At 46.4% G+C, this 24,721-nt stretch carries 31 protein-coding genes; 21 read left to right on the forward strand and 10 right to left on the reverse strand.

What is annotated here, in order from left to right:
• The first annotated feature begins 81 nt into the window (after window positions 1-81).
• Entirely contained in the window at window positions 82-1,227 is a 1,146-nt protein-coding gene (locus STRDD12_RS06535; RefSeq protein ID WP_066916411.1) for a low temperature requirement protein A, read from the forward strand.
• Window positions 1,228-1,304: 77 nt separating this feature from the next.
• Here STRDD12_RS06535 and STRDD12_RS06540 read toward each other — a convergent pair whose 3' ends face one another.
• The 5 genes from STRDD12_RS06540 to STRDD12_RS06560 are packed head-to-tail and all read right to left on the reverse strand — an operon-like array spanning window position 1,305 to window position 4,665.
• On the reverse strand, window positions 1,305-1,700 hold the full coding sequence (locus STRDD12_RS06540; RefSeq protein ID WP_082753084.1) for a VOC family protein: 396 nt from the start codon (window positions 1,698-1,700) through the stop codon (window positions 1,305-1,307).
• 39 nt (window positions 1,701-1,739) lie between these two features.
• The gene (locus STRDD12_RS06545) at window positions 1,740-2,543 is read right to left on the reverse strand and encodes a Cof-type HAD-IIB family hydrolase (protein WP_066916413.1); all 804 of its coding nucleotides are present in this window, start codon (window positions 2,541-2,543) and stop codon (window positions 1,740-1,742) included.
• Window positions 2,544-2,598: 55 nt separating this feature from the next.
• Window positions 2,599-3,186 carry a sugar O-acetyltransferase gene (locus STRDD12_RS06550; RefSeq protein WP_066916415.1) on the reverse strand — a complete coding sequence of 196 codons (588 nt, stop codon included), beginning with the start codon at window positions 3,184-3,186 and terminating at the stop codon, window positions 2,599-2,601.
• Entirely contained in the window at window positions 3,179-3,679 is a 501-nt protein-coding gene (locus STRDD12_RS06555; protein ID WP_066916417.1) for an RbsD/FucU domain-containing protein, read from the reverse strand. The genes STRDD12_RS06550 and STRDD12_RS06555 overlap by 8 nt, the downstream gene beginning before the upstream one ends.
• 17 nt (window positions 3,680-3,696) lie before the next feature.
• Window positions 3,697-4,665, reverse strand: a complete 969-nt coding sequence (locus STRDD12_RS06560; protein WP_066916419.1) for an ROK family protein — start codon at window positions 4,663-4,665, stop codon at window positions 3,697-3,699.
• Window positions 4,666-4,840: 175 nt separating this feature from the next.
• Here STRDD12_RS06560 and STRDD12_RS06565 point away from each other — a divergent pair, with 175 nt between their 5' ends.
• The 3 genes from STRDD12_RS06565 to STRDD12_RS06575 all read left to right on the forward strand — a co-directional run bounded on the left by STRDD12_RS06565 (window position 4,841) and on the right by STRDD12_RS06575 (window position 7,488).
• Window positions 4,841-5,995: a low temperature requirement protein A gene (locus STRDD12_RS06565; RefSeq protein WP_066916421.1), complete on the forward strand. Its 1,155-nt coding sequence runs from the start codon at window positions 4,841-4,843 to the stop codon at window positions 5,993-5,995.
• 96 nt (window positions 5,996-6,091) lie between these two features.
• Window positions 6,092-6,448: a stress response transcriptional regulator NmlR gene (gene nmlR / locus STRDD12_RS06570; protein WP_066916423.1), complete on the forward strand. Its 357-nt coding sequence runs from the start codon at window positions 6,092-6,094 to the stop codon at window positions 6,446-6,448.
• A complete protein-coding gene (locus STRDD12_RS06575) occupies window positions 6,445-7,488 on the forward strand; it encodes a zinc-binding dehydrogenase (protein ID WP_066916425.1) in 1,044 nt (347 codons plus the stop codon). Before nmlR ends, STRDD12_RS06575 begins: the two co-directional genes overlap by 4 nt.
• A gap of 208 nt (window positions 7,489-7,696) precedes the next feature.
• Here STRDD12_RS06575 and STRDD12_RS06580 read toward each other — a convergent pair whose 3' ends face one another.
• Complete coding sequence (locus STRDD12_RS06580) at window positions 7,697-8,584, reverse strand: LysR family transcriptional regulator (protein WP_066916427.1); 888 nt, start codon at window positions 8,582-8,584, stop codon at window positions 7,697-7,699.
• A gap of 205 nt (window positions 8,585-8,789) precedes the next feature.
• On the opposite strand from STRDD12_RS06580, the gene STRDD12_RS06585 reads away from it, so the two are divergent.
• The 5 genes from STRDD12_RS06585 (at window position 8,790) to STRDD12_RS06605 (ending at window position 11,608) form a co-directional block, all read left to right on the forward strand.
• Window positions 8,790-9,203: a nuclear transport factor 2 family protein gene (locus tag STRDD12_RS06585; RefSeq protein ID WP_066916584.1), complete on the forward strand. Its 414-nt coding sequence runs from the start codon at window positions 8,790-8,792 to the stop codon at window positions 9,201-9,203.
• A 172-nt stretch (window positions 9,204-9,375) separates the two neighbouring features.
• Window positions 9,376-9,564: a hypothetical protein gene (locus tag STRDD12_RS08370; protein WP_197456668.1), complete on the forward strand. Its 189-nt coding sequence runs from the start codon at window positions 9,376-9,378 to the stop codon at window positions 9,562-9,564.
• 114 nt (window positions 9,565-9,678) lie between these two features.
• Entirely contained in the window at window positions 9,679-10,263 is a 585-nt protein-coding gene (locus tag STRDD12_RS06595; protein WP_066916429.1) for an NAD(P)H-binding protein, read from the forward strand.
• Window positions 10,264-10,286: 23 nt separating this feature from the next.
• A complete protein-coding gene (locus STRDD12_RS06600) occupies window positions 10,287-11,105 on the forward strand; it encodes an SDR family oxidoreductase (protein WP_066916431.1) in 819 nt (272 codons plus the stop codon).
• A gap of 89 nt (window positions 11,106-11,194) precedes the next feature.
• Window positions 11,195-11,608, forward strand: coding sequence for a nitroreductase family protein (locus tag STRDD12_RS06605; RefSeq protein ID WP_269450046.1), 414 nt, complete (start codon window positions 11,195-11,197; stop codon window positions 11,606-11,608).
• A gap of 190 nt (window positions 11,609-11,798) precedes the next feature.
• Here STRDD12_RS06605 and STRDD12_RS06610 read toward each other — a convergent pair whose 3' ends face one another.
• From STRDD12_RS06610 to STRDD12_RS06625, 4 genes are read right to left on the reverse strand one after another with little or no spacing between them, the layout of a single operon-like run.
• Entirely contained in the window at window positions 11,799-12,101 is a 303-nt protein-coding gene (locus STRDD12_RS06610) for a hypothetical protein (protein ID WP_066916436.1), read from the reverse strand.
• A 5-nt stretch (window positions 12,102-12,106) separates the two neighbouring features.
• Window positions 12,107-12,904: an FAD:protein FMN transferase gene (locus STRDD12_RS06615; protein ID WP_082753086.1), complete on the reverse strand. Its 798-nt coding sequence runs from the start codon at window positions 12,902-12,904 to the stop codon at window positions 12,107-12,109.
• Window positions 12,879-13,343: an FMN-binding protein gene (locus STRDD12_RS06620; RefSeq protein ID WP_197456669.1), complete on the reverse strand. Its 465-nt coding sequence runs from the start codon at window positions 13,341-13,343 to the stop codon at window positions 12,879-12,881. The genes STRDD12_RS06615 and STRDD12_RS06620 overlap by 26 nt, the downstream gene beginning before the upstream one ends.
• A gap of 47 nt (window positions 13,344-13,390) precedes the next feature.
• Entirely contained in the window at window positions 13,391-14,587 is a 1,197-nt protein-coding gene (locus STRDD12_RS06625; RefSeq protein ID WP_066916441.1) for a ferredoxin reductase family protein, read from the reverse strand.
• Between the two features lie 151 nt (window positions 14,588-14,738).
• On the opposite strand from STRDD12_RS06625, the gene STRDD12_RS06630 reads away from it, so the two are divergent.
• From STRDD12_RS06630 to fabF, 12 genes are all read left to right on the forward strand, one after another.
• A complete protein-coding gene (locus STRDD12_RS06630; protein ID WP_066916443.1) occupies window positions 14,739-15,668 on the forward strand; it encodes an amidohydrolase family protein in 930 nt (309 codons plus the stop codon).
• A complete protein-coding gene (locus STRDD12_RS06635) occupies window positions 15,652-16,320 on the forward strand; it encodes a putative quinol monooxygenase (RefSeq protein WP_066916445.1) in 669 nt (222 codons plus the stop codon). Before STRDD12_RS06630 ends, STRDD12_RS06635 begins: the two co-directional genes overlap by 17 nt.
• Before the next feature lie 219 nt (window positions 16,321-16,539).
• Window positions 16,540-17,139 carry a nitroreductase family protein gene (locus STRDD12_RS06640; protein WP_066916447.1) on the forward strand — a complete coding sequence of 200 codons (600 nt, stop codon included), beginning with the start codon at window positions 16,540-16,542 and terminating at the stop codon, window positions 17,137-17,139.
• 116 nt (window positions 17,140-17,255) lie between these two features.
• Window positions 17,256-17,912: an HAD family hydrolase gene (locus tag STRDD12_RS06645; RefSeq protein WP_066916449.1), complete on the forward strand. Its 657-nt coding sequence runs from the start codon at window positions 17,256-17,258 to the stop codon at window positions 17,910-17,912.
• A 131-nt stretch (window positions 17,913-18,043) separates the two neighbouring features.
• Entirely contained in the window at window positions 18,044-18,835 is a 792-nt protein-coding gene (gene fabM / locus STRDD12_RS06650) for a trans-2-decenoyl-ACP isomerase (protein ID WP_066916451.1), read from the forward strand.
• A gap of 162 nt (window positions 18,836-18,997) precedes the next feature.
• Window positions 18,998-19,432 carry a fatty acid biosynthesis transcriptional regulator FabT gene (gene fabT / locus STRDD12_RS06655; RefSeq protein ID WP_066916453.1) on the forward strand — a complete coding sequence of 145 codons (435 nt, stop codon included), beginning with the start codon at window positions 18,998-19,000 and terminating at the stop codon, window positions 19,430-19,432.
• Entirely contained in the window at window positions 19,432-20,406 is a 975-nt protein-coding gene (locus STRDD12_RS06660; protein WP_066916455.1) for a beta-ketoacyl-ACP synthase III, read from the forward strand. Before fabT ends, STRDD12_RS06660 begins: the two co-directional genes overlap by 1 nt.
• A gap of 69 nt (window positions 20,407-20,475) precedes the next feature.
• The gene (locus tag STRDD12_RS06665) at window positions 20,476-20,700 is read left to right on the forward strand and encodes an acyl carrier protein (RefSeq protein WP_066916457.1); all 225 of its coding nucleotides are present in this window, start codon (window positions 20,476-20,478) and stop codon (window positions 20,698-20,700) included.
• Between the two features lie 111 nt (window positions 20,701-20,811).
• Window positions 20,812-21,768 (forward strand): enoyl-[acyl-carrier-protein] reductase FabK, encoded by a 957-nt coding sequence (fabK, locus tag STRDD12_RS06670; protein WP_066916459.1) that lies wholly within the window; start codon window positions 20,812-20,814, stop codon window positions 21,766-21,768.
• 19 nt (window positions 21,769-21,787) lie between these two features.
• The gene (fabD, locus tag STRDD12_RS06675) at window positions 21,788-22,714 is read left to right on the forward strand and encodes an ACP S-malonyltransferase (protein ID WP_066916461.1); all 927 of its coding nucleotides are present in this window, start codon (window positions 21,788-21,790) and stop codon (window positions 22,712-22,714) included.
• Window positions 22,714-23,451: a 3-oxoacyl-[acyl-carrier-protein] reductase gene (gene fabG / locus STRDD12_RS06680; RefSeq protein ID WP_066916463.1), complete on the forward strand. Its 738-nt coding sequence runs from the start codon at window positions 22,714-22,716 to the stop codon at window positions 23,449-23,451. The genes fabD and fabG overlap by 1 nt, the downstream gene beginning before the upstream one ends.
• Window positions 23,452-23,487: 36 nt before the next feature.
• Entirely contained in the window at window positions 23,488-24,720 is a 1,233-nt protein-coding gene (gene fabF / locus STRDD12_RS06685) for a beta-ketoacyl-ACP synthase II (protein ID WP_066916465.1), read from the forward strand.
• The last annotated feature ends 1 nt before the right edge of the window (window position 24,721 follow it).

Here is a 24,721-nt window from a genome sequence, read left to right on the forward strand (position 1 = left end):
TTGGATAAGAAAAGCTATTGAGATGAGCCAATAGTTTGGAGTATAATGAGTTGTTGATAAAACAAAAACGAAAGGATTGTCATGACAACACTCATCACACACAAGCGGGTCGAGTTTTCAGAACTCTTCTTTGACCTGGTCTTTGTTTACGCTATTTCCAAAACCACCTCGCTCATCCACCATCTTCACCACGGGATGCTGGAATGGAACGCTTTTTCGGCCTTTCTCTTTAGCCTGATCGTCCTGGTCAATATCTGGATGGTCCAGACGGTCTTTACCAACCGCTATGGGAAGAACTCCCTCTTTAATATGCTGGTTACCTTTATCAGTATGGGTTTGCTCCTTTTTGTCTCTAATATGATGGTCAGTGACTGGTACCCTTACTTCCATCCCTTTAGCAGAGCCATTGCCCTCTTATCGGTGACCCAGTTTGTCCAGTACCTGGTCGAGTATAAAAAGTCCTCTAGCAGTCCAGAGGATAAACAACTGATTCGTTCTTTTTTGGTGGCAACGGGTGTGCGAACAGTCTTTACAGGCTTGGCCGGCTTTCTCCCCCTCAGCCTGGGTCTTCCTTTTTACACCATCGGAATTCTTCTGACCTGGGTATTTCCGATCTTTGTCCGAGGGCGATTGGAAATCGTTCCGATAAACTTTCCGCATTTGATAGAACGCATTTCGCTTCTGGTTATCATCACCTTCGGGGAGATGATTATGGGGATTGCGGCCTACTTTACACCAGAGGCCTTCAGTAGCCATTCCATCCTCTATCTGGCTATTGTCTGCTTGCTTTTCCTCTATTACTTCACCGAATTTGACCATGCTATCGATGAGAGCAATCAAGCCAATGAGACCTTCCTCATCTATAGCCATTATCCTATTTTTATGGGCTTGATTATGATTACTGTTGCTCTGACTTTTGTGAGTCAGGCAGAAGCCAATCACCTATTTAGCATCCTTTTCCTTTACGCTGGCCTGGCCCTGTTCATCTTTGCCATCCATGCCAACAGTCGTCACAATAAGGCACATCTGGTTTTCCCACTTTCTTATATCGTGCTAGACCTTGTCCTATTTGCCCTCATGCTTGGAGTCAGTTTGGTCTTTCGAGAAAATGCCACAGCCGTACTCAGTGTGACCGCCCTTTTCGTCCTCAGTGTCTTCATCCACTTTGTCCTCTTTTACATCAAGCGGGCAAATCAAGAGGATGTTTTTGGGTGGGAGCTCTATTAATCAAAAAAACAGCCCCTTGCCTCAATACTTATTTGAGGGTGGGAGGCTGTTTTTTGGTGCCTTTATCGGTCTATTAATTAAGGCTTTAAATGGGTTGTCAGTTCGAGTTGATTGCCTTCAGGGTCAAAAACCACCGCTTCGTAATAGCCGTCCCCTGTGGTACGTGGACCGGATTGGATGGGGTAGCCGTCGGCTTCAAAACGCTGAGCAAAGGCATCCACATCGGCCTCATTGCCAACTGCCATGGCCAAGTGGGTGAAACCAAAGGTGTCTTTGTCCCCTGCGACAATGTCGGGGCGGTGGCAGAGTTCCAAACGAGCCCCATCTTCAAAACTAAGAAAATAAGAAGAAAAACCTGTTCTTGGGTTGTGGTATTTTTCGCTGGCTGTCGCTTTGAAGTAGGTTTGGTAGAAGGTTTTCATGTTTTCCAGGTCTTTGACCCAGACGCCGATGTGTTCGATGGCAATTGCCATAATCAGTTCCTTTCTGCTGTGACGGTTTGTCACTCTTTTTTATTGGTTAAGGTAGTGGGCGATGACGCTTAAGACACCATTTTCATCATTACTAGGGGCAAGGAATTTGGCAACATCTTTGGTAGCTTGGGGAGCATTGCCCATGGCGTAGGAGTAGCCAGCAAGCGCCAACATCTCATGGTCATTACCCCCATCCCCGAAGGCCAAAAGGGTGTCGCTAGATAGTTGCCACTTGTCCAAGAGTTCTTGCAGGGCTGCCCCCTTATTTTTGCCTTTTCCGATGATGTCAATGTTGCCGTGACCGCTGGTGGTCGCATCAATCACATCCCCCAAGAGTGCCTTGAGGTCATCAATAATCTGATAGGTAATCTCCTCTGGGGTGTTGAAGGAAAACTTCAGAAATTGGTCATCAGGCAGGACAGCGAAAGAATCGACCAGTTGGAGTTTGGTATGGTATTTTTTGAAAAAGGCAATGGCCTCGGGCGCTGATTTGGCATGCATATAAGCTGTTTTTTCACCGCTCAAAACTAATTCGTGGTCCAAGTGGTTTTCCTCCAAATAGTCTAAAACGCTTCTGACCACTTCCTTAGGCAAGGTATAGCTCTTGAGAAAGTGGCCCTTCTCTACGAAGTAGGCACCGTTTTCTCCCACGATGGTGATGTCCTTTTTGTAATCTTCGAAAAAACTCTCGATTTGGTAATATTGGTTGCCACTGATGGCGACAAAACGAATGCCCTTTGCCTGCATTTTGTCAAACAATTGGGCAAATTGGGCTCTGTCGTAGTCCATCTGGTTGTTGAGGAAGGTGCCATCCATGTCGGTGGCGATAACTTTGATATCCATAAAAAGTCTCCTTTATAAGGTGAAAATCTTGTGTAAGGTTTGCTGGCTAAGGGAATTATCTATCCCAAGACGTTTTTTTATCGTCGTCTGTGATGGCACGGATAACCTTGCAGGGGTTACCGACGGCGACGCTGTTGTCTGGGATGTCTTTGACGACCACACTACCACCACCGATAACCACATTGTTTCCGATAGTGACGCCTGGCATGACCTGCACTCCAGCTCCAATCCAAACATTGTCTCCTACGGTGATGGGGTAGGCGTATTCTAAGCCCTGATTTCGCCTGTCGGCATCAATCGGGTGACCTGCGGTATGAAAGCCACAGTTGGGGGCGATAAAGACATTATCGCCAAAGGTCACCTTGGCTCCGTCTAGGATGACGGTATTGTGATTGGCAAAAAAATTCTCCCCAATCTCGATATTGTAGCCATAGTCACACCAAAAGGGCGCCACGATGCTAAAGTTTTCCTTGGTTTTGCCGAGTAATTCTTGCATGAGTTTGTGTTGCCCTACCCCATCTGAGGGGCGCAAGTGGTTGTAGTCGTAGCAGAGGTCTTTGGCTCTTGTTCGCTCTTCTAGGATTTCTTTGTCATAATTGGCATCATAAAGTTTCTGGGTCAGCATTTTGTCTTTTTCAGTCATGAGAGGTCTCCTTTTGCGCCTCTTTGAGGCCTTGTCGGGTAATCCCGTATTTTAACCAGTCTAGGGGAATGTCTGCGCTAGGGTAGCCGGCAATCAAGATGCATTGGGCATGCACCCCATAATCACCGGTTTGCACGACGGCTTTACAGCGGTCTCGCATCTCATAGTAATCCGGAATATAGGGCATGGTCCGGATGTTTTCTTGTCCTAGCTTTGCCACTAAAAACTGATAATCTGCTTGGTTGAGTGTCAACATCTCCTCGGTCACCAGGGCGCCTTCGAAATCTCCCACCTCGATGAGAACATCCACGATGGCTTGCATGGAAGGACAGCCCGTAACGGCCTCTAGGTCGATGTATTGGACAGAAGGGTCTAGGGGATGCAGGGCCTTGGCTGAGGTGCCACTGCCTGCATCAGCGATAAAAATCATCTCGCCATGGCGGAGCTCAGCCACTAGGGCAGCTAAGTCTTTATTTAAAATGCGTTTTTTCATAAGAATTCTCCAAGTTTTTAAATGCTCTTTACCAATGCTTGCCTTTGTCTCTCCAAGAGATGCAAGCGCCCTAGCTCTTGTCCGCCTTGCAAGACCAGAGTGTCTAGTTCTGTTAGGCGTTCCAGTCTAGGCTGAAAATCTTGTGGAATGCCTGTGTCGGTCATCTGGATATCTGTCTTGAGAGACGGGCAGTAGTAGGCGATAGCATCCGGAGCCAAGACAGCTGTAAGGGCTGTGATTTGCAGAAGAAGTTCTTCTCTTGTTGCTTTCCCTTCTTTACTGAGGTAGCCGACCTCCCCAGCGAAACCCTGTTTGCCTCGGTGCAAGCGCCCGTCAACGAGTAGCCCAGCCCCAGCAAAATCGCTATCTGGCTGGTAAAGAAGGGCTAGATTGTCATGGTCTGGATGCTCCTTTTGGTAAGCGAGGACCGCACAGTTCACATCGTTTTCAATCAAAATCGGAAGGTCTGTCAAGGCTGACAGGCTTGACAGCAGTTGGCCCTTTTCTAAATGCGCAAAATCCGAAGATAGGATTTCCCCATGCGTGCCGATGATGCCCGGAAAGCTGAGTACCAAGACTTGCATCAAGGGGTCGTTTTCCAGCAATCTTTTAACCGCTTGGTAGATTTCTGCTAGACTACCTGTTTTACTGCTGATAAACGCTTCAAACACTGTCTCCCCTGCAAGATTAAAGGCCTGCGTCGCTATCTGGTACTGGTCGAAGGGGTGACTGAGCAGGACCGTGCCGATATGGGCAAAGTCCACATGTAACTGATAGAGTTTGGACTTTCTCCCACCCGTTGAGCTGGCATTGCCGACAAACTTAATCTCGCCACTAGCTTCTAAGGTTTGTAAAATATTGGTGGTCCCCGCTAGGGAGATCCCAGTTTGCTGGGCTAAGTCTGTCTTGGTCCAGTTGCCACCTTGATAAAAGCAAGCTCTTACCCGCTGGATGTTGTCTTCTTTTAAATCTCTAATTTTTGCCATTTTTCACTTTCGTCACAACTTGATGAAAGTAGTATAACACTTTTCCCTTCGAGAGACAAGAGTTTTTTTAAAAAGGGCTTCGTTGTTGAAGGCCTGCTTCCTAAATTTTGAGGGATTTTCCAAAGCCATTGCTTTTGTGGCATGGTACAATAAAAGAAAAAGGAAAGGATTCCTCATGACACCTATTCGCTCCAAACGTGTTTCCAACTATGAACTCTTTTTTGATTTGGCTTTTGTCTTGACCATTAGTCAGCTGACTGGCGCCATTCACGTGCCTCATGTGCACCTTGAGCATATCTTTTACTTTTTGACCACCATTATCGTTATGCTCAATGTTTGGAATCAAGAAGCCTTTTACTACAATAAATACGGCGATTCGAGGCAGATTGACATCTACACGGTCATTGCCCTCATGCTTTTTGTGGGAAATCTGGCCCTGTCTATCACCTTTGATCCGACTGGTCTCAAACCTTTTTGGGAAAACCCGCTCAACTTTAACAGCCTCTTGATTTTGAGTTATGGGACCGTTGCCCTCCAGTACGTCCTAAAAGGGAGGAAACTAGGTTTTAACAAGGACATGTATTTGTCCATTGCCTTATTGGTGGTGTATGCGCTAGCGGTCCTCCCCAGAGCCTTGGGTATTCTGCCATTTTCCCTTTATGCCCTGCCTCTATACTACCTACCGCTAGTAGTGCCCTTGTTTTTAAACTCGAAAAAGCGCCCCATTTCGATGAATTTCTCGCATTATTTGGAGCGTTGCCAGCTCTTGACCATTATCACCTTTGGGGAGAGTGTCATTGCTGTGCTTAAAACCTATCCCTTAGCTCAACATTTTTGGGAAGGTCTAACGCTCTTTATGGGCTTGGGTTTTATGTTTGTCTTTTATATCATTCAGACCTTTATCAATATCAATCACCACCAACGAGTATCCGTTAAGGCCCTTTGTTATGCCCATTATGTCATTGTGGCCAGCCTTCTGTTCTTTACGGTGGGTTTGGAATTTTTAAGTGATAGTCACCATCATGGGATTGGACTTCATTTCTTTGTGCTTTCCATTCTAGCCTTTTTTGTGGGGACGCTAGCTACTTCCCACTATAATATCGAACTCTACCGTCTGGACCGCCGTGTGGTAGCCCAATATGGGCTCATCCTACTTGTCGCTATGGGGCTTTTCTACCTATTTGGGCAACAGATAGCCCTTTTGGGTCTGACCTTGGCAGGACTTTCTCGGGCCTTGACTCGGACAGGGATGAGCTATCGCCGTCGCATGCGGGAGCAAAACAAGGTACCTCATCCTGACGTGACTGCAAACAACCGTGATTTTTCATAGTATTAAAATAAGAATGAGCCAAAGGCTTGACTTGGAGCTAACTCTAAGGGTTATAATAAGGGCATCCACTAATGAGAGAGGGGAAAGGAGTTGGGCATGAACATCAAATCCGCTAGTCAAGAACTGGGACTATCTGCCGATACCATTCGCTACTATGAGCGTATCGGGCTAGTGCCACCTATCACGCGGTCGGCTGCGGGCATCCGTGACTTTCAGGCGTCCGACATGGAGGCCCTGGAATTCGTCAAATGCTTTCGGTCAGCAGGTGTGTCGGTAGAGAGTTTGGTCGCCTACATGGCCCTCTATCAAGAGGGGGATGTCACAAAATCTGCTCGCCTAGACATCTTGCGGGAGGAACGAGACAAGCTGGCCCAGCGCATCAGCGGATTAGAGACCGCCCTTCATCGATTGGATCGCAAAATTACATACTATCAAAAGGAGACAGCTAAATGAAATCAGCTATTTACACCCAAGCAGGCCAAGTCGGTCTGACAGAAATTGACCGCCCTCAACTGCAGGCAGCAGATGATGCCATCATCCGGATTGTCCGCACCTGTGTCTGTGGCTCTGACCTATGGAGCTACCGCAATCCTGACATCGAAGAAGGTCATGGCAACAGTGGTCACGAAGCTATTGGGATTGTCGAAGAAGTCGGCGATGCCATTACGACAGTGAAAGCTGGAGACTTTGTCGTTGCCCCTTTCACGCATGGTTGTGGCCAATGTGATGCCTGCCGTGCCGGATTTGACGGTTCTTGTGACCGCCATCAGGGCGGAGATAACTTCTCAGGTGGGGTCCAAGCCGAGTATATTCGTTTCCAACATGCCGACTGGTCATTGATTAAAATTCCTGGCCAACCGTCCGACTACACGGAAGGCATGCTCAAATCGCTCTTGACCTTGGCAGATGTTATGCCGACAGGTTACCATGCCGCGCGTGTGGCTGATGTCAAACCGGGTGATCGGGTGGTCGTTATCGGTGATGGAGCTGTTGGCCAATGTGCGGTTATCGCAGCCAAGATGCGAGGGGCTTCTCAGATTGTCCTGATGAGTCGTCATGAAGATCGCCAAAAGATGGCCTTGGAATCAGGTGCGACAGCAGTAGTGGCCGAACGTGGCGAAGAGGGCATTGCCAAAGTCCGTGAAATCGTGGGAGGCAACGGTGCTGACGTCGCTCTAGAATGTGTGGGAACAGAAGCAGCCATTGACCAAGCCCTGGGCGTGCTCCATAATGGAGGCCGGGTCGGCTTTGTCGGTGTCCCTCATTACGATAAAACACCGCTCGGGTCAACCTTTGCCCAAAATACCATCGTGGGTGGTGGACCAGCCTCTGTTACCACTTATGTCAAAGATGAGCTCCTTAAAGCTGTCCTTGATGGTGCTATCAACCCAGGACGCGTCTTCACCAACACCTACAAACTCTCAGACGTCAACCAAGCCTACAAAGACATGGACGACCGCAAGTCCATCAAGTCTATGTTGGTGGTGGACTAACTGCATTTTAAAAAGCAAGGAAATCCGCAGATTGCCGGATTTTCTTGCTTTTTTTCTGTCCAATGGTACTTGTTCCCAATTTTTACAAGTCACTCTCGTTAATCAGTGACACTATTTTTGTTCCTTGATTTTGATACAGTAGAATGATAGAAAGCCACCTGCTTCCAAAGCAACATTATGGAAGTAGGTGGCTTTTCGTGTATTCCTTTTACAAATTTAACGGACTCTTGCTATATAGCTCCTGTAAAATCGTAATCAGTTGGGTGATTGGGGTGCGTGTTTCGTCTTTTCTAGTGACAAGGACCATATCAAAGTACTCAGGACAATCAAAGGGGACCCAAGCGAAAGTTTGACTATGATCGTTGAGATAACCAGGTGATAGACAGATAGCCTTGTTACTAGCGACTTGAATGAGGGTGTAGTCGTGGCTAGGACTGTTGTAGTGGGCAATAGGCACGTGACTCAGAACCCTTTGTTGAACCTGTCTCAGTGTCTTAGAGGAGCCACCGTTTACTAGAAGCGTCCGTCCAGTTAGATTTTCCTCTGTAACAAGATCTAGCTTAGCTAGAGAATCACTTTGTTGGCAGAGGAGGTAAATCTGACTATCGTATAGAGGCCATTGCTGGATATTACTGACTTTATCAGCCTCTGTCTTGGGGAGGATAATCACATCTAACTCTCTTTTGAGGAGTTGAGCAATGCTATCTGTGATGGAAAGGAGCTCGGGGGTAACCTGAATGTGAGGTAAATTTTCTTCAAAGATTTGTATAGCCTGTGGCAGATAAATGAGGGCTGTTCGCTGGAAGAGTCCGATACTGATATTATCTTGGTAACGATTGCCAAGGTTTTGTGCTTGTTCAATGGCATCTTGTAACTCTTTGCGAATCCGCTCCAGAGAGAGTATAAATTGACTTCCAGCAGGTGTGAGGCGAATGGATTTTCCAACCCTTTCAAAAACTGAAAAACCCATTTCTTCTTCAATAATCTTGATTTGATAGGAAAGTGCTGGTTGGGAGATGAATAGATTTTCAGCAGCACGGCTCAGATTAAGTGTTTTAGCTGTCTCAATCAGATAATCCATTTGTTTGGTATTCACAAGGGCTCCTTATAAAATTATTTTATAAATTATCGGAAATAGGTATTGGATATTTTTATTATAGAACTTTATAATAAAATCATCAAGTCAAGGGGCAGGCAATATAAATCGAAAAAGTCTAATGACAAGCAGCCTAGTCGTCTTGCTTGCTCTCGGAGCTTGCAACACCAACAATACGCAAACGCAGGAAGGAAGTCAAGTACCCATGACCAGTCAATCTCAAACTAGCTTATCAATCACTCAAGACGATGAGGAAAGCTTGAAAAATCTTTACCGCCAGATGAACCAGGCTATGGTAGATCGTGATATTGATACCCTGTCTCGCATCATCAGGTCTGACTCTAGCCTGACCCACATGACCGGTTATGTCCAGCCCATTCAAGAATGGTTTGACGATGTGGCCAGCGAAGAGATGAAATACTACTCTTGGCAGGAAGAAAACATCAAGGACATTGTCATAAATGGTGACACCGCTAGCTTGACCGGTCAAAGCCGTGTCCGTGCCCGTATCTGGGGCGCTGGTCCTTCCACTTGGCCCCTCCAGATGAAGGTGGACTTCGTCAAAGAAGGTGGTCAATGGCGTATCAGCAAGCAAGTAGCATCTACCTACCACAACTAATATAGAAAAGGAAATACAAGATGAACAAACAAGAGGAAATCCAAGCCCGTCAAGAACTGAAAGCCCTTGTAGATAACTACGCAACCGAGTCTGATAAGGATAACCAAGACTAGTACATCAATGTCCCCCTCCAAACACCCATGTTACTGTTTACATGAACAAGGAAGTGGCAATGGCATTCCACAACGTAACTGACCTGATTGCGGCCTACGAAGCCTTTGGTTCTGCTAAAGAAGCCTTCCACATGAATGGCCAGCAGACTGTCGAGTTTCAGGATGACACTTACGCTACCGGCATTGTCTATGGCATGGCCCATCTGGTCAACGAAGCAGGTGGCAAGGATGTCCTGACCACACACTAGATCCGCTATTACGATAGCTATGAAAAGATTGATGGTCGCTGGTCGATTACAGAGCGTGACCAGCACTTTATCTTTTCAAAAAATGAAAATCTTTAATCATTAAGGAGAAGTCGCATGACAAAAATTGCAATTATTGGAGCAACAGGCTCACTAGGAAGAGTTGTAGCCAACACACTTTTAAATAATTCTGAGATGGAACTCACGCTTATGTCTCGCTCGGTTGACCGTCTGCCAGACCATAAAATGGTCACTAAAGTTACCGGCAGTGTGACGAATGCTGATGTGTTAGATACCGTTCTTCAGGGACAAGATTTGGTTTTTGTTGCTTTATCTGGAGATTTACCAAGTATGGTTCAGAGCATCATTGAGAGCATGAATCGTGTGGGAACCAAGCGCATCATCTTCATCTCATCTTATGGGATTTATGGAGAGTTACCAGGTCAAAATGGTCGGGTTGATAGCATTCTACGTCCCTATCGCCAAGCAGCAGATTTGCTAGAAACCTCTGGCTTAGACTATACCATCTTGCGTCCGGGCTGGTTTGATAACAGCAATGATATTAGCTATGAACTGATTGACAAGGGACAAGTCATTTATGGGAACACTATTTCACGGAAGGCTATTGCCAATTATGTCGCACATATAGCTGAAAATCCTGACTTAGATGTGAAGGAAAATTATGGAATTGTTAGAGAATAAAACAAAAGGAAGGTGACTTTATCATGTTTAAAAAAGTTATTGTTTTAGTTGGTTCAGGTGCGATTGGAATGGCTATTGCACGTCGAGTGGCCATTGGTAAAGAATTAGTCTTAGCCGACCTGAGACTAGAAACTGCCCAACGTGAAGCAGATGCTTTATCCTTGGTAGGATACTCCACTCACGCTGTAGCTTGTGATGTTTCTGACCCTCAGTCTGTTCAATCGTTAGTCGAGTTTGCTAGTGATTTGGGAGAGGTGGTTGGCCTAATCAATACCGCAGGCATGTCTGCTTCTCAGGCTAGTGTAGAGCAGATTTTCAAAGTGGATCTTTATGGAAATGCTCTATTGTTTGAAGTATTTGCTCCTATTATGGCTGAAGGTGGTTCGGTCATCGTGATCGGATCCCAAAGTTCACATCGCTTGGAGGACTTGGGAAATGAACTGATTCGCTCCTTGGCTACACTACCATCTGATCAACTCCTTAATCTTCCTATTATCCAGGAAACATCAGATGGTTTAAGGGCTTACCAGATCGCTAAGCGTGGCAATGCCCTGAGGTGTGCCGCTGATTCAGCTAAATGGGCTGATAAACACCTACGATTTAACTGTATTTCAGCCGGTATTGTGTATACACCACTAGCAAATGATGAACTTAATGGTATCCATAAAGATTTTTATCGTAAGATGTTGGCAGATTCACCGGCAGGCCGTGGTGGTACACCAGATGATATCGCCAATCTTGCGGAGTTCCTCATGAGTGATAAAGCAAGCTATGTAGCTGGTGCTGACTTTTTGATAGATGGTGGAGCAACGGCCAACTATTTTTGGGGGAGTCAAAAGTAATACGCATTTAAAATAAAAAAGAGCATAAGTTTTTTAAACAGATATGTTATAGGTAGCGTTGAAATTGATAGCATTCTTCCCCTAAAATACTGCCCAAAGAAGAGGTTGAACTCCTGGCGCAGTCAGATTCAATGGCTTCATCTGCCTGCTTTCTGCAGGCTTACTCTATTATCAGTGTTGATAACCCTATCTTATTGGATAGACTGGTCAAGAAAGCACATCTGCAACCTTTTATCCAAAATGCCGGATATTTCTTTGTTTTCTGTGGCGGTTTTAGGCAGCATGCTGACTTTGCTCAGGTGAAGGATGTTGCTATTCAGAATACTCTTGAGGGTATCGATGCCGTCATTGTGGGGTCAGTCGATGCTAGTTTGACTGCGCAAAATATGACTCTGGCTGCTGAATCACTTGGCATGAGCGTATGCTACATCGGTGGTGTTCGCGATGGGATTGAAGCTGTTTGGCTACTTTTTGGGGGAGCTTGTCTAACGCTTACTAGCTAACTTAATGCCGATAATCCTCTCTTTGAGCAAGAAGACCAAAAACCAAGTCGATAGCGAGAGCTGAACCTTGAAGAAGGTGACACTGAAAATAAGGGGTCCAACAGCACCAAAAGAATTTTTTATCAGAGAAACCAAAACCTCTCGTACACCATAGACGAGAGGTTTTGTGATTTGTTTTTGGAAAAGAACCCTACCAATAGTCAACAAAGAGAGTTTCAATTCTCAATTTCATAGACTTGGGCCTCGATTTCATCTCAAGAGGGTTTTTCTGTGGCGGTTTGGTCCTGTTGTTCCAGCCAAATAAGGTAGAAGCGTTTGTCACCCCCCCCGTCTGAAAAGGGAGAAAGCTCAGTTTGGGCTTGTCGATAATTTCGTTGATATAGACAGCAAACCCCATTCCAGCTTGCACCAAGCGACTGGCCGTGTGGAGAAAGTTGTAGGTCGCAACGATAGTATAGTCAAATTGCTCTAATGCGATAAAGAGTTGTTCCAAAGCTATTACCCTTGCTTGTTTTCCAGATGATAACCATTTTGGTAAGCAAGCAACTGGTCCTTGGTCACCAGAAGGGCGGTGAGCTTTTCTTGCTGGATGAGTTGGGCAGCTTGCTCTTGTCCTGCGGAAAAAAGGGCTGTGGCCCAGCTGTCGGCCCAGGCCAGACTGTCTGAGAGGACGGTGACTTGGAGCAGGTCTTTTTCACCCCTCACCTCTAGGTGGTGGCCCCGCTTGGCCAGTCCAGAAGTGGCAAGGGCGCCCTCCTTGAGGGGATAAATGGCTAAAAGTTCCTGCAGATTATCCGGATTTTCGATGCCAATCTGCCAAGTAAAGTCTTCATTTTCTCTGACCTTTACCTGCATATCCCCACCACCGTTAAAGGCTACGGCGACAATTTCTGGGTAGCTGAGCAAAGCTTGTAGCCATTGCTTAAAAAGTTTTTCAATCAGCCAGCCTTTGACAAAGCCAGTCGGATTGTAACCTCCCTGAAAATAGGGGTCAAAATAGCCCTGACTGCGTTTTTTGAGGGCAATGACCTGGGTATAGACTTCCTGAAATTCGGCGTCAAAGATGGGCCTTTGGTCCCCTGCTTGAAAACGGGAAACCAAGGATGTCTTACGGAAGGCTGAAAATTTCTCTTCTAAGCGCTCCAGTTCAGTCTGGATATGGGGAATGAGCTCTGTTAGCTTATCCTTTGCAAACGCAGGATTTGTTGTCATCAGGCTAATGGTAAAGGGCAAGGTCATGGCCTGCAGGGTTTGAGTGACCAGCTCTGGCTTAGGCATTGGCTTGATTGATGGCATCTTGCAGGGAGCCTGTAAAGCCGTTGAAGGCTTCGGTTGCCCCAGATATCAACTGGACATTAGCGGACTGATTGGCTAGGGCTTCTTGCGTGTAAACCGGTAGCGCATCCGCATTGATTTGTTGCGAGCGGGCGTTTTCATTTGGAAATTCCAATACATCAATCGCTGTGATTTGGCCACTAGCAACTGTGATTTGCACCTGGTAGTCGCCTCGATTGGTCGACGTGACTGCCCCAGTAAAGCTGCCGTCTGTCAGACTAGCAGTGCTGTTTGCGCTGGTGCTAGTTGTAGTGCCTGAAGCAGGACTTGAAGCAGAAATGTTAGCAGTCGTCACCTTGTCGCTTTTTGCGAGGTTATTGGTCAAAAGGAGAACAGCATTGGCAGCGACGGCTGTAAAGGCCGCCCCACCAAGGATAAGGTTTTGGGTATTTTTTTTCATAAACTTGCGATTAAACGAACCAGGCCCTTTCATCTTTTCCTTTCGTCTTATCTAAAGCTAAAGCCTTCGTATACCAGCTCAGCCTTGGGATTTATTTCGTTAAAGGTTTTGGCAAAATTGTTCATCATGACCAGAGGGCCACACATGAAAACGGTGGTGTCGTCTGTTAGGTCATAATTGTCAAAGTTGAGGTAACCGTCCACAGCACTGTCTGTGAGCATCAGATGGAGATTGGGATTATTCTCCGCATAGACGCGAAGCTCCTCCAGATAGACGGCGTTTTCAGCACCTGTATAAGCATAGAAGAAATCGACCTGCTTGTCCAAGTTAGGATTTTCACGCAGATAGGAGATAAAAGGTGTAATGCCAATCCCTCCAGCAATCCAAACCTGCTTGTCGCGGCCTTCTTCCAAAATCATATGGCCGTAAGCTCGGTCTACCTTAACTCTGGCCCCAACTTGAAGCTCACGGTAGATTTGCCCCGTATAGTCTCCAGAACCCTTGACGGTGAAAAAGAGGGTCTTGCCCTGTCCACCGGAGATAGAGAAGGGGTGAGGGGCAGTCTCAAAACCCTTTTGCAGGATTTTAATAAAGGCAAATTGCCCGTATTGGTACTTAAACGCCTTGTTCAAGAGGAGTTCGATTTCCGTCGTGTCATGATTGAGGTGGCGAATGCCAGTTACCCGTCCCAAGTGGCCAAAGCCCAATTCTTGGTAGATGAAAATCATGTAAAAACCAGACCAAATGCCAAGAATGGCAAAGCCATTGACCACCAAGGCTAAGAGGTTAGGGGCAAAGAGGTTGACAGGACTGAGCATGTAGGCATGGACCAGCCCCAAAAGATAGGCAACATAAACCAAGCGATGGACCGTCCGCCAAATCTCGTACTTAATCTTATGCCCGAGATAAGCAATCCCGATGATGGAGAGAAAGAGGAGAATCGATACTTCCCCGATGATGCCAGCTGTGCTAGCACCCGAAATCCCCATCATGTACTGGTGGAAAATCAGAAAAACGATGGAAAAGATGGCGAGAACCTTGTGGTAAAAATACATGCTTTCAATCCCGTGGAAGCATTTTTCAAGGATGCGAGAGCGTGTCGCCAACAGAAAGGTTAAAGCGAGAGTTGTAAGGGCGATGCCAGCCCCTGTATAGGGACTGGTGGCAGTGTTTGACGCCCATGCAAAAGCTGTAATCAGGATGCTTAGGAGAATCAAAGCTATCCCTGGAAATTGTTTCTTCATATCTATTCCTTACTAATTAGTAGTTTTATTAAGTGGCTATTCTAGCATAGAAATCCAAGCTGAGCAAGTTAAGCGCTTGTGTCAGGAAAGGCAATGACTGACAGGAGTCAAAGGTGTTATAATAGAAGAAATCAAAACGAAGAGGAAGCTTATGAAAAAAATTGATGTTTTCGCCCATGTTTTTCTCCCCGAATACCAAAAGCGCATGACCAAGCTGGCCCCTCAGCTTTTTGAGCGGATGCCTTTCTTGCAAAATCCCGTTTTGGCAGACATGACTTTACGTCGCAAGCACCAGCCTGAGGGCGTTTTGCAGGTGATTTCCCATGTCAATGTCAATCCTGAGGATTATTTGCCAGGGCGTTCGGCCGTGCTCATGGCTAAAAAAGCCAATCAAGAACTGGTCCAAACCGTGAAAAACCATCCTGACCTTTTTGCTGGTGGGGTGGCCATGTTGGCCCTCAATGATGTGGAAGGAAGCTTGACGATTTTGGACCAGGTGGCCCAAACCCCTGAGTTACTGGGGATTCAGCTTTTTTCTCGCCATTTAGGCCAATCCTGGGTGGCCGAAAGCTTTCGACCAATTTTTGCCAAAGCAGCTGAGCTGGACCTGCCTATCTGGCTGCACCCCGTCTTTGATGAGCGCAAGCCAGACAATAACATCGTCTTTTCTTGGGAATACGAACAGACCCAGGCCATGCTAGAACTGGTTCAGGCGGGACTTTTCAAAGAATTTCCTCAACTCAAAATCATTGTCCATCATGCGGGTGCCATGGTCCCTTACTTTGCCGGGCGGATTGACCACATCTTGCCTGAGGAACAAGCTCAAGATTTTCGCAAGTTTTATGTAGATACCGCTATCTTGGGAAATCCTAAGGCTCTGGATTTGGCTGTAGATTTTTTTGGTGTTGAACGGGTTCTTTTTGGGACAGATGCCCCACTAGGTGTCGCACCGGCAGGTGCTACTGAGCTTATCCTAGAGGCTATTGAGGCCCTGCCCTTACAGGTTACTGAAAAAGAAGCGATTCTTTCAGGAAATGTGACGGATTTGTTGGGAGGGAATTCTTATGAAAGCAACCAATAGCCTACAGATGTCTTTGTTTCAACTGGATTGGCGACCCGAGGACTTGTCAGACTTGCGAAGTATAGGAAAGCAAAATTTCCAACAATCTATGGCCAAAGAAGCAGGGACCTTATTTATGGCCATGGGAAGCGAGCCAGACCAGCTGGAGCGGACCTATGTCATCGAAATCTATGCGGATGACGCTGCCTATCAAGCGCATGCCCAGTCAGAGCACTTTAAAGCCTTTGCTAGCTTTGCGGCAGACCATCTTCAAGGACGTCAAATGGAACCGCTTGTTCCGCAGATTTTGCTTGAAAAACCGGAAGCCCTACAGCTTTTAGAAACAAATGCTTACAATCTAAGGCTGGCACGCCTGACCCTTGCCCCTGACAAGTTGGACCTTTTTAAGGCACGTGTCACTAAAGAGATGCTTGCCGCCCTTGAGACAGAAGCTGGGGTTCGGAGTCTCTTTGCTGGCCAGTTGGCAGGGCAAAAAGACCAGTGGCTCTTTATCGAGCTCTACCAAGATGACGCTGCCTATGAAAGCCATCGGCAAAGGCCCCATTTTACAACTTATATAGAAGAAACCAAAGACTTGGTCATCGCAAAAGACTTGCTGTCTCTAAAATTGGACCTTTTAGTGTCAAAGGGGAAGTTGACCTATCTAAGCTGAAGATTGTCTTTGCAACTGCCTTTGCTTTCGTCCTGATAGCGGGCCTCACAACTCTAGCTTTGGCTGTTCTTTTGGTCAGCTGTCATCTCAAAAACAATCCAATTATCACTAATTAAAAATAATTGAGCAAAGTTCTTGCTTTTGGGAGGAAGTTAGCGTAGAATGTATTTGTAACTAAGGTTATTACAAAAAACAAAATGAATCACAAGAGGTAATCCTATGTCAACATTTACTGAATTGCAAAAAGAACGTCGCTCTATCTATGCTTTGGGCAAAGATGTCGCTCTGTCAAACCAAGAATTGGTTGAACTGATTGAAGAAGCTGTGCTTCAAGCCCCATCAGCCTTCAACTCCCAAACATCTCGCATCGTCGTCCTCTTTGGCGAAGAGTCAGATGCTTTCTGGAATGAAATCGCTGCCTCTGAATTAGAAAAAGTAACACCAGCTGAAGCTTTTGAAGGCACCAAACAAAAATTGGCTAGCTTTGCGGCCGGAAAAGGAACCATCCTTTTCTTTGAAGACCAAGACGTGGTCAAAGGCTTGCAAGAAAACTTCCCTCTCTATGCGGAAAACTTCCCAATCTGGTCTGAACAAGCCCACGGTATTGCGCTTTACTCCGTTTGGATGGCCTTGGCGGCTAAAAACGTCGGTATGAACGTGCAACACTACAACCCATTGGTGGATGCACAAGTGGCTGAAAAATACGATATCCCTGCAAACTGGAAACTCCGTGCCCAAGCCCCATTTGGTTCTATCCAGGCGCCAGCTGGTGACAAAGAAGTACAAACAGAAAACCGCTTCAAGGTTTTTGGAGAATAAGCAATTAAGACACAAACCAGGATTTTTCCTGGTTTTTTTGTCGATAAGGGCTTGTAAGGGCTTTTTGTCCACACCCTATTTCAGTCAATTTTTCCTCTTTTTGATACAATATACCCATGCAAAAACTCACTTTACCTAAAAAGGCCATCATTTTCGATATGGATGGCGTGCTCTTTGATACCGAGCAATTTTATTACGACCGGCGTAAGACCTTTTTAGACAGCAAAGGCATTAGCATAGGCCATTTGCCACCAGCTTATTTCATCGGGGGCAATATGAAACAGGTCTGGCAGGCTATTTTGGGAGAAGATTACGCTAACTGGGATGTGTCAGCTTTACAGGCCGACTACACCGCTTATAAGGCTCAGCATCCGCTCCCTTATCAGGAGTTGTTATTTCCCGATGTGCCGGCTAGCTTGCAGGCCCTCAAAACAGCTGGTTTTACCATCGGCTTAGCCTCTAGCTCGACCATGGAGGATATTGAGCTAGCCTTAGAGGTGACTGGTTTAGGGGACTATTTTGCCTTTGCCTTATCTGGCGATGCCTTCCCAGAGAGCAAACCCCACCCAGCTATCTATGAGGCTGCGGTCGCACAAACAGGTTTTGCTAAGGAAGAAGTTTTGGTGGTTGAAGATAGTAGCAAAGGCATTCAGGCAGCCGTCTCTGCTGGTTTGGAAGTGCTGGCCATTGCCGACCAGCGTTTTGGGATGGATCAGTCCAAGGCGACAGGGCTTATCGCATCTGTTAAAGATTTATTAGCGCTTGTCGGGTAAAACTTGTTTTTTTTAGGGGGATAGGTTAGAATAAGGGTAATGATTAGTTTGATAATCAAATAATTACCGCCGATAAACACCGCTGTTATGCGGTTTTTGCTCTAGAAAAAGTCACGACAGGAGGGCAATCCATGACCTATCAAAACATCAAATACACTGTAGCGGATGCTGTAGCTACTATTACTTTTAACCGACCAGAAGTCTCCAATGGGTTTAACATTCCCATGTGTGAAGAAATTTTAGATGCGCTCAAAAAGGCAGAAGAAGATACCGATGTGAAAATCTTAGCCTTTGACGCAGAGGGCGATGTTTTTTCTGTGGGAGGCGATTTGGCTGAGATGCAAAGAGCAGTCGATGCCGATGATTTGGGTTCATTAGTAGCCATTGCGCACTTGGTCCAAGACATTTCCTTTGCCATCAAGCAATTGCCAAAACCAGTTATCTTCACCGTGGATGGGCCAGTAGCAGGGGCAGCCTTTAATATGGCTTTGGCCGCTGATTTCTGTGTGGCTTCTGATCGCTCTAAGTTTATCCAAGCTTTTGTCAATGTAGGCTTGGCACCAGATGCTGGTGGACTCTTTCTTTTGACCCGTGCAGTCGGGCTCAACCGTGCCACGCACCTGGTCATGACTGGGGAACCTGTATCGGCTGAAAAAGCGCTTGAATATGGTTTTGTTTACAAAACAGCCGCTCCTGAAAAATTAGAAAAGGCCACCAAACAAGTGATTAAGCGCTTGAAGCGTGGTTCCTTTAATTCCTATGCAGCCATGAAACAGCTGGTATGGAAGAGTCTTTTCAGCAACTGGCAAGAATACGCTGGCTTAGAGTTGGAGTTACAAGAAAGCCTCTCTCTGCGGGATGACTTCACCGAGGGGGTTAATGCCTTTACGGAACGTCGTGTGCCAAAATTCACAGGAAAATAGGAGCTGACATAACCGGAGGAGTTGCTAGTGTTTTCAAAGCTATGAATACACTTTCATCGATTTCTGACATAAAAAGACAAGAAAATTCTTGTCTTTTTATTTAAAGTCTGATATACTTTGACAGTCAAACTTTGATTATCAAAGTTTTTTAAGGAGGTGCGCGTGGAATATCATACGATTAACGACTATTTGACGTCGATATTCAATAAAGTGAATGCTATCGAAGAAAATAGTTTACGTACGAGTCGCTTTCACGATGTGTCCTTAAAAGAGATGCATACCATCGATATTATCGGTTCGAGACAGGACTGCACCCCCAGCGATATTGCTAGGGAGTTGATGATAACTTTGGGAACGGTGACTTCATCGCTCAACCGTTTGGAGAAAAAAGGTTACATCACACGGCAACGCTCAACCAAGGATCGTCGGGTTATTCATCTGTATCTGACACGTCCTGGGCGCCTGCTTTTTCGCTTGCATGCCCGCTTTCACAAGGAGATGGTCAAACGCTTTACGGATGGCCTGGGAGATGACGAACTCAAGGTTTTAGAGACGGGTCTTTTGAACCTACATCATTTTTTGGAGGAACTCAAGTAATGCCTTTTGCAAAAATAGCGCAAGTCGCACACTATGCCCCAGAGCAAGTGGTGACCAACGACGACCTTTCAAAAATCATGGAAACCAGCGATGAGTGGATTGCTTCTCGGACAGGTATTCGCAGCCGACATATCACCCGTGATGAAAACACCAGTGATTTGGCCCTGAAGGTAGCTCAAAAGCTCTTGGATCAATCAGGGACCAAGGCTGAGGAACTAGGCTTTATCGTGGTAGCGACCATGACGCCAGACAGCCTCATGCCATCAACAGCTGCCCGAGTCCAAGGGGCCTTGGGCGCAGTCAATGCTTTTGCTTTTGACTTGACAGCGGCCTGTAGTGGCTTTGTCTTTGCGCTAGCAACAGCTGAAAAGCTGATTGCTTCAGGAGTTTACCGCAAAGGGCTAGTCATTGGGGCTGAGGTTTTGTCCAAGGTCGTGGACTGGTCAGACCGGTCGACAGCTGTGCTGTTTGGTGATGGGGCAGGAGGCGTGCTGTTAGAGGCAAGTGACCAACCGCATTTTCTAGCAGAATCCCTGCGGACGGATGGCAGTATGGGAGGGTTGGACAGTGGCTATACGCCGGTGCAATCGCCTTATTCCCTGTCGGAAAAAGCTGCCCAGCCTTTTCTGTCCATGGACGGTCGAGCGATCTTTGATTTTACCGTTCGGACGGTTTCAAAGAGCATCCGCCAACTCTTGGATGAGGCACCGGTAACAGAAAGTCAGATTGATTATTTCTTGTTGCACCAGGCCAATGTCCGGATTCTGGATAAGATGGCTAAAAAGGTTGGTGTTGACCGAGAGAAGTTTCTGGCTAATATGATGGCCTACGGCAATACCAGCGCAGCTTCAATTCCTATCTTGCTTTCTGAAAAGGTAGCGGATGGGACAATTCGTTTAGACGGCAGCCAAACAGTCTTGCTCTCCGGCTTCGGTGGCGGGTTGACATGGGGCAGTCTAATTGTTAAAATCTAGGTATAACGTTGTGTTACACACACTTATATAATTCATTAATTCATTTTTTACACTTAAGGAGACATTAACATGGCAGTATTTGAAAAAGTTCAAGATATCATCGTTGAAGAATTGGGTAAAGAACCTGAAGAAGTGACTTTGGAAACAACTTTCGAAGAATTGGACGCTGATTCTTTGGATATCTTCCAAGTGATTTCAGAAATCGAAGACGAATTCGATATCTCAATCGAAACAGAAGAAGGCTTGAACACCGTTGGTGATTTGGTAACTTTTGTTGAATCAAAAACAAACTAATCACACAAGTTAAGGGAGTCTAAAGACATCCAGCCTAGCTGGGGACGGCAGACTCCCTCTTCTTTAAACTAATAGTTTGACTGTCAAATTATCTAAGAAAAGGATAACACAATGAAAACTCGTATTACAGAATTACTAGGGATTAAATACCCGATTTTCCAAGGTGGCATGGCCTGGGTTGCTGATGGAGACCTAGCCGGTGCTGTTTCAAACGCTGGTGGTCTTGGAATCATCGGTGGGGGTAACGCGCCTAAGGAAGTTGTCAAGGCTAATATCGACAAGGTTAAGCAATTGACGGATAAACCTTTTGGTGTCAACATCATGCTCTTGTCTCCATTTGCAGATGATATTGTTGACCTAGTAATCGAAGAAGGCGTTAAAGTGGTAACGACAGGTGCTGGGAACCCAGGGAAATATATGGAACGTTTCCATGAAGCTGGAATTACCGTCATTCCTGTTGTGGCTTCTGTGGCTATGGCGAAACGTGTGGAAAAATTGGGCGCGGACGCTGTTGTCGCTGAAGGAATGGAAGCCGGTGGTCACGTGGGTCAATTGACAACCATGACTTTGGTCCGTCAAGTGGCTGAAGCCGTTGAGATTCCAGTTATTGGAGCTGGTGGTGTGGCTGATGGTCACGGTGCAGCTGCAGTCTTTATGCTGGGTGCCGAAGCTGTCCAAGTTGGGACACGCTTTGTTGTCGCTAAGGAATCTAACGCCCATCCAAACTTTAAGGCGAAAATCCTTAAGGCCAAAGACATTGATACAGTTGTGACAGCATCTATCGTGGGTCACCCTGTTCGTACCTTGAAAAACAAACTGTCAAATGCCTATGGCAAGGCAGAACAAGCCTTCATTCGTGGGGAATTAACGGCAGAAGAAATCGAAGACATGGGAGCAGGTGCTTTGCGCCGTACAGTTGTTGATGGTGACATTGACAATGGGTCTCCTATGGCTGGGCAAATTGCTGGTTTGGTCAGCAAAGAAGAAACAGTGGCTGAAATTTTAGAAGACATTTATTCTGGTACCAAGGCTGTCATTGCAGAACAAGCCAAACTTTGGGCAGACTAAGAACAACAGGGGATAAGACATGACAAAAACGGCCTTTTTATTCGCCGGTCAAGGCGCTCAAAGTCTTGGCATGGCAAAAGACCTCTATGACACCTATCCAATTGTGCGTGATACCTTTGAGCAAGCCTCAGCTATCTTGGGTTACGACCTACGAGCTCTGATTGATAACGATGAGGAAAAACTCAATGTCACCCGTTACACCCAACCGGCCATCTTGACAACCTCTGTAGCTATCTACCGCTTGCTCAAAGAAGCAGGCATTTCACCAGACCTTGTCGCTGGTCTTTCTTTGGGAGAGTATTCTGCCTTGGTGGCTAGTGGCGCTCTAGATTTCGAGACAGCAGTGGCTTTGGTGGCCAAACGTGGGGCCTACATGGAAGAAGCTGCACCAGCTGGTTCTGGGAAAATGGTAGCTGTCATGAATACGGATGTCGCAATCATTGAAGAAGCTTGCCAAAAGGCTTCAGAAGTAGGGATTGTTAGCCCTGCCAACTACAACACCCCGGGCCAAATCGTCATCGGTGGTGAGGCTGCCGCTGTGGATGTGGCTGTAGATTTGCTCAAAGAAGCTGGCGCCAAACGCCTGATTCCACTTAAGGTTTCTGGGCCTTTCCATACAGCTATTTTAAGCCCAGCCTCTAAACGTCTGGCTGAGGCTTTGGATAGCGTCGATTTTCAGGACTTTGCTCTGCCTTTAGTCGGCAATACAGAAGCACAAGTGATGCCACAAGACCGTATCAAGGAGCTCTTGGCACGTCAGGTCAAGGAACCCGTTCGTTTTTACGATTCGATCGCTACCATGCAAGAACTTGGTGCGGAACGTTTTATTGAAATTGGTCCTGGGAAAGTCCTATCCGGCTTTATGCGGAAAATCGACAAAACAGCTCAAGTCCTACAAGTGGACGACTCGACCAGCTTTAAGGCTCTACTGGAGGAAGTGAATTAATGGATATCAAAGGAAAAAACGTTTTTGTCACCGGCTCAACACGGGGGATTGGTTTGGCCATTGCCAAAGCCTTTGCCCAAGCAGGTAGCCATGTTATTTTGAATGGTCGTTCTGAAATTTCAGATGAGCTTCTCCAAAGCTTTGAACCTTACGGGGTGACGGTGATTGGCATTTCTGGAGATATCTCTGATGGTCAAGATGCCAAACGCATGATTGCAGAAGCGATTGATACCTTAGGTAGCGTGGATATCTTGGTCAACAATGCTGGGATTACCAATGACAAGCTCCTCTTGAAAATGACTGAAGCCGATTTTGAAAGCGTCTTAAAGGTCAACTTGACAGGTGCTTTCAATATGACCCAAGCGGTTCTTAAACCCATGTCTAAAGCTCGCCAAGGGGCCATCATCAACCTGTCTTCTGTAGTCGGATTGATGGGAAATGTTGGCCAAGCCAACTATGCGGCCTCAAAAGCTGGTTTGATTGGTTTTACAAAATCCGTTGCCAGAGAGGTTGCAGGGCGTGGGGTTCGTGTCAATGCCATCGCACCTGGCTTTATCGCATCTGATATGACAGATGCCATTCCTGACAAGATGAAGGATGCCATGATTGCTCAAGTACCGATGAAACGCATCGGGACAGCAGAAGAAGTCGCAGGCGTTGCCCTCTTTTTGGCGCAACAAGAATATGTCACCGGTCAAGTCATCACCATTGATGGTGGGATGACCATGCAAGGCTAAATAAAGAAAAGATAAATTCCTTAAAAGGAGAAAGATATGACTACAAATCGCGTTGTTGTGACAGGTTACGGCGTAACCTCACCAATCGGAAATACACCTGACGAATTTTGGAACAGCCTCCAGGAAGGTAAGATTGGGATTAAACCAATTACCAAATTCGATCCCTCTGAAATCGATGTGCATAATGCAGGTGAAATCCAAGATTTCCCATTTGATAAATACTTTGTCAAAAAAGACACGAATCGAATGGATACCTATTCCTTGTACGCTATCTATGCGGCTATGGAAGCTTTGGCGAACGCGGATTTAGATATGGAGACTGTCGACCGTGACCGCACTGGGGTTATTGTTTCTTCAGGTATCGGTGGTTTGCAAGAACTCGAAGACCAAATCATCCGCATGAACGAACGTGGGATGAAACGGATTAAACCGATGTTTATTCCTAAAGCCTTGTCTAACATGGGTGCAGGAAATATTGCGCTAAAAATCGGGGCTCAAGGAGTATGTAAATCTATAACAACAGCTTGTGCTTCTGCCAATGATGCCATTGGCGAAGCTTTCCGTGAAATCAAGTACGGTCATCAGGATGTTGTCCTTGCCGGTGGGTCAGAAGCTTCTATCACCAAGATTGGTATTGGTGGTTTCAACGCTTTGACAGCCCTGTCTACAACCGAAGACCCTGCCCGTTCAGCTATTCCATTTGACAAAGACCGTAACGGATTTGTTATGGGTGAAGGCGCTGGTGTCTTGATTTTGGAGAGCTTGGAACACGCGCAAAAACGTGGGGCCAATATCTTGGCTGAAGTCGTTGGCTACGGTAGCAACTGTGATGCTTACCACATGACGACACCAACCCCAGACGGTTCAGGTGCCGCTAAGGCTATCAAACTTGCCATTAACGAGGCGGGTATTGCTCCTGAGGATGTTGATTATGTCAATGCCCACGGAACCTCTACACAAGCCAATGAAAAAGGCGAAAGTCAAGCTATCGTTTCTGTGCTCGGTAAAGAAGTCCCTGTCTCATCAACCAAGTCCTTTACAGGTCACTTGCTAGGTGCTGCTGGTGCGGTTGAAGCGATCGCCACTATCGAGGCTATCCGTCACAGCTACATTCCAATGACTGCGGGAACAAAGGAATTGTCTGATTACATCGAAGCCAATGTGGTTTACGGACAAGGTCAAGAGGCTGATGTTGAATATGCCATCTCAAATACCTTCGGATTTGGTGGCCACAATGCGGTACTTGCCTTTAAACGTTGGGAGGCTTAAT

Source organism: Streptococcus sp. DD12, assembly GCF_001578885.1.
Lineage (GTDB): Bacteria > Bacillota > Bacilli > Lactobacillales > Streptococcaceae > Streptococcus.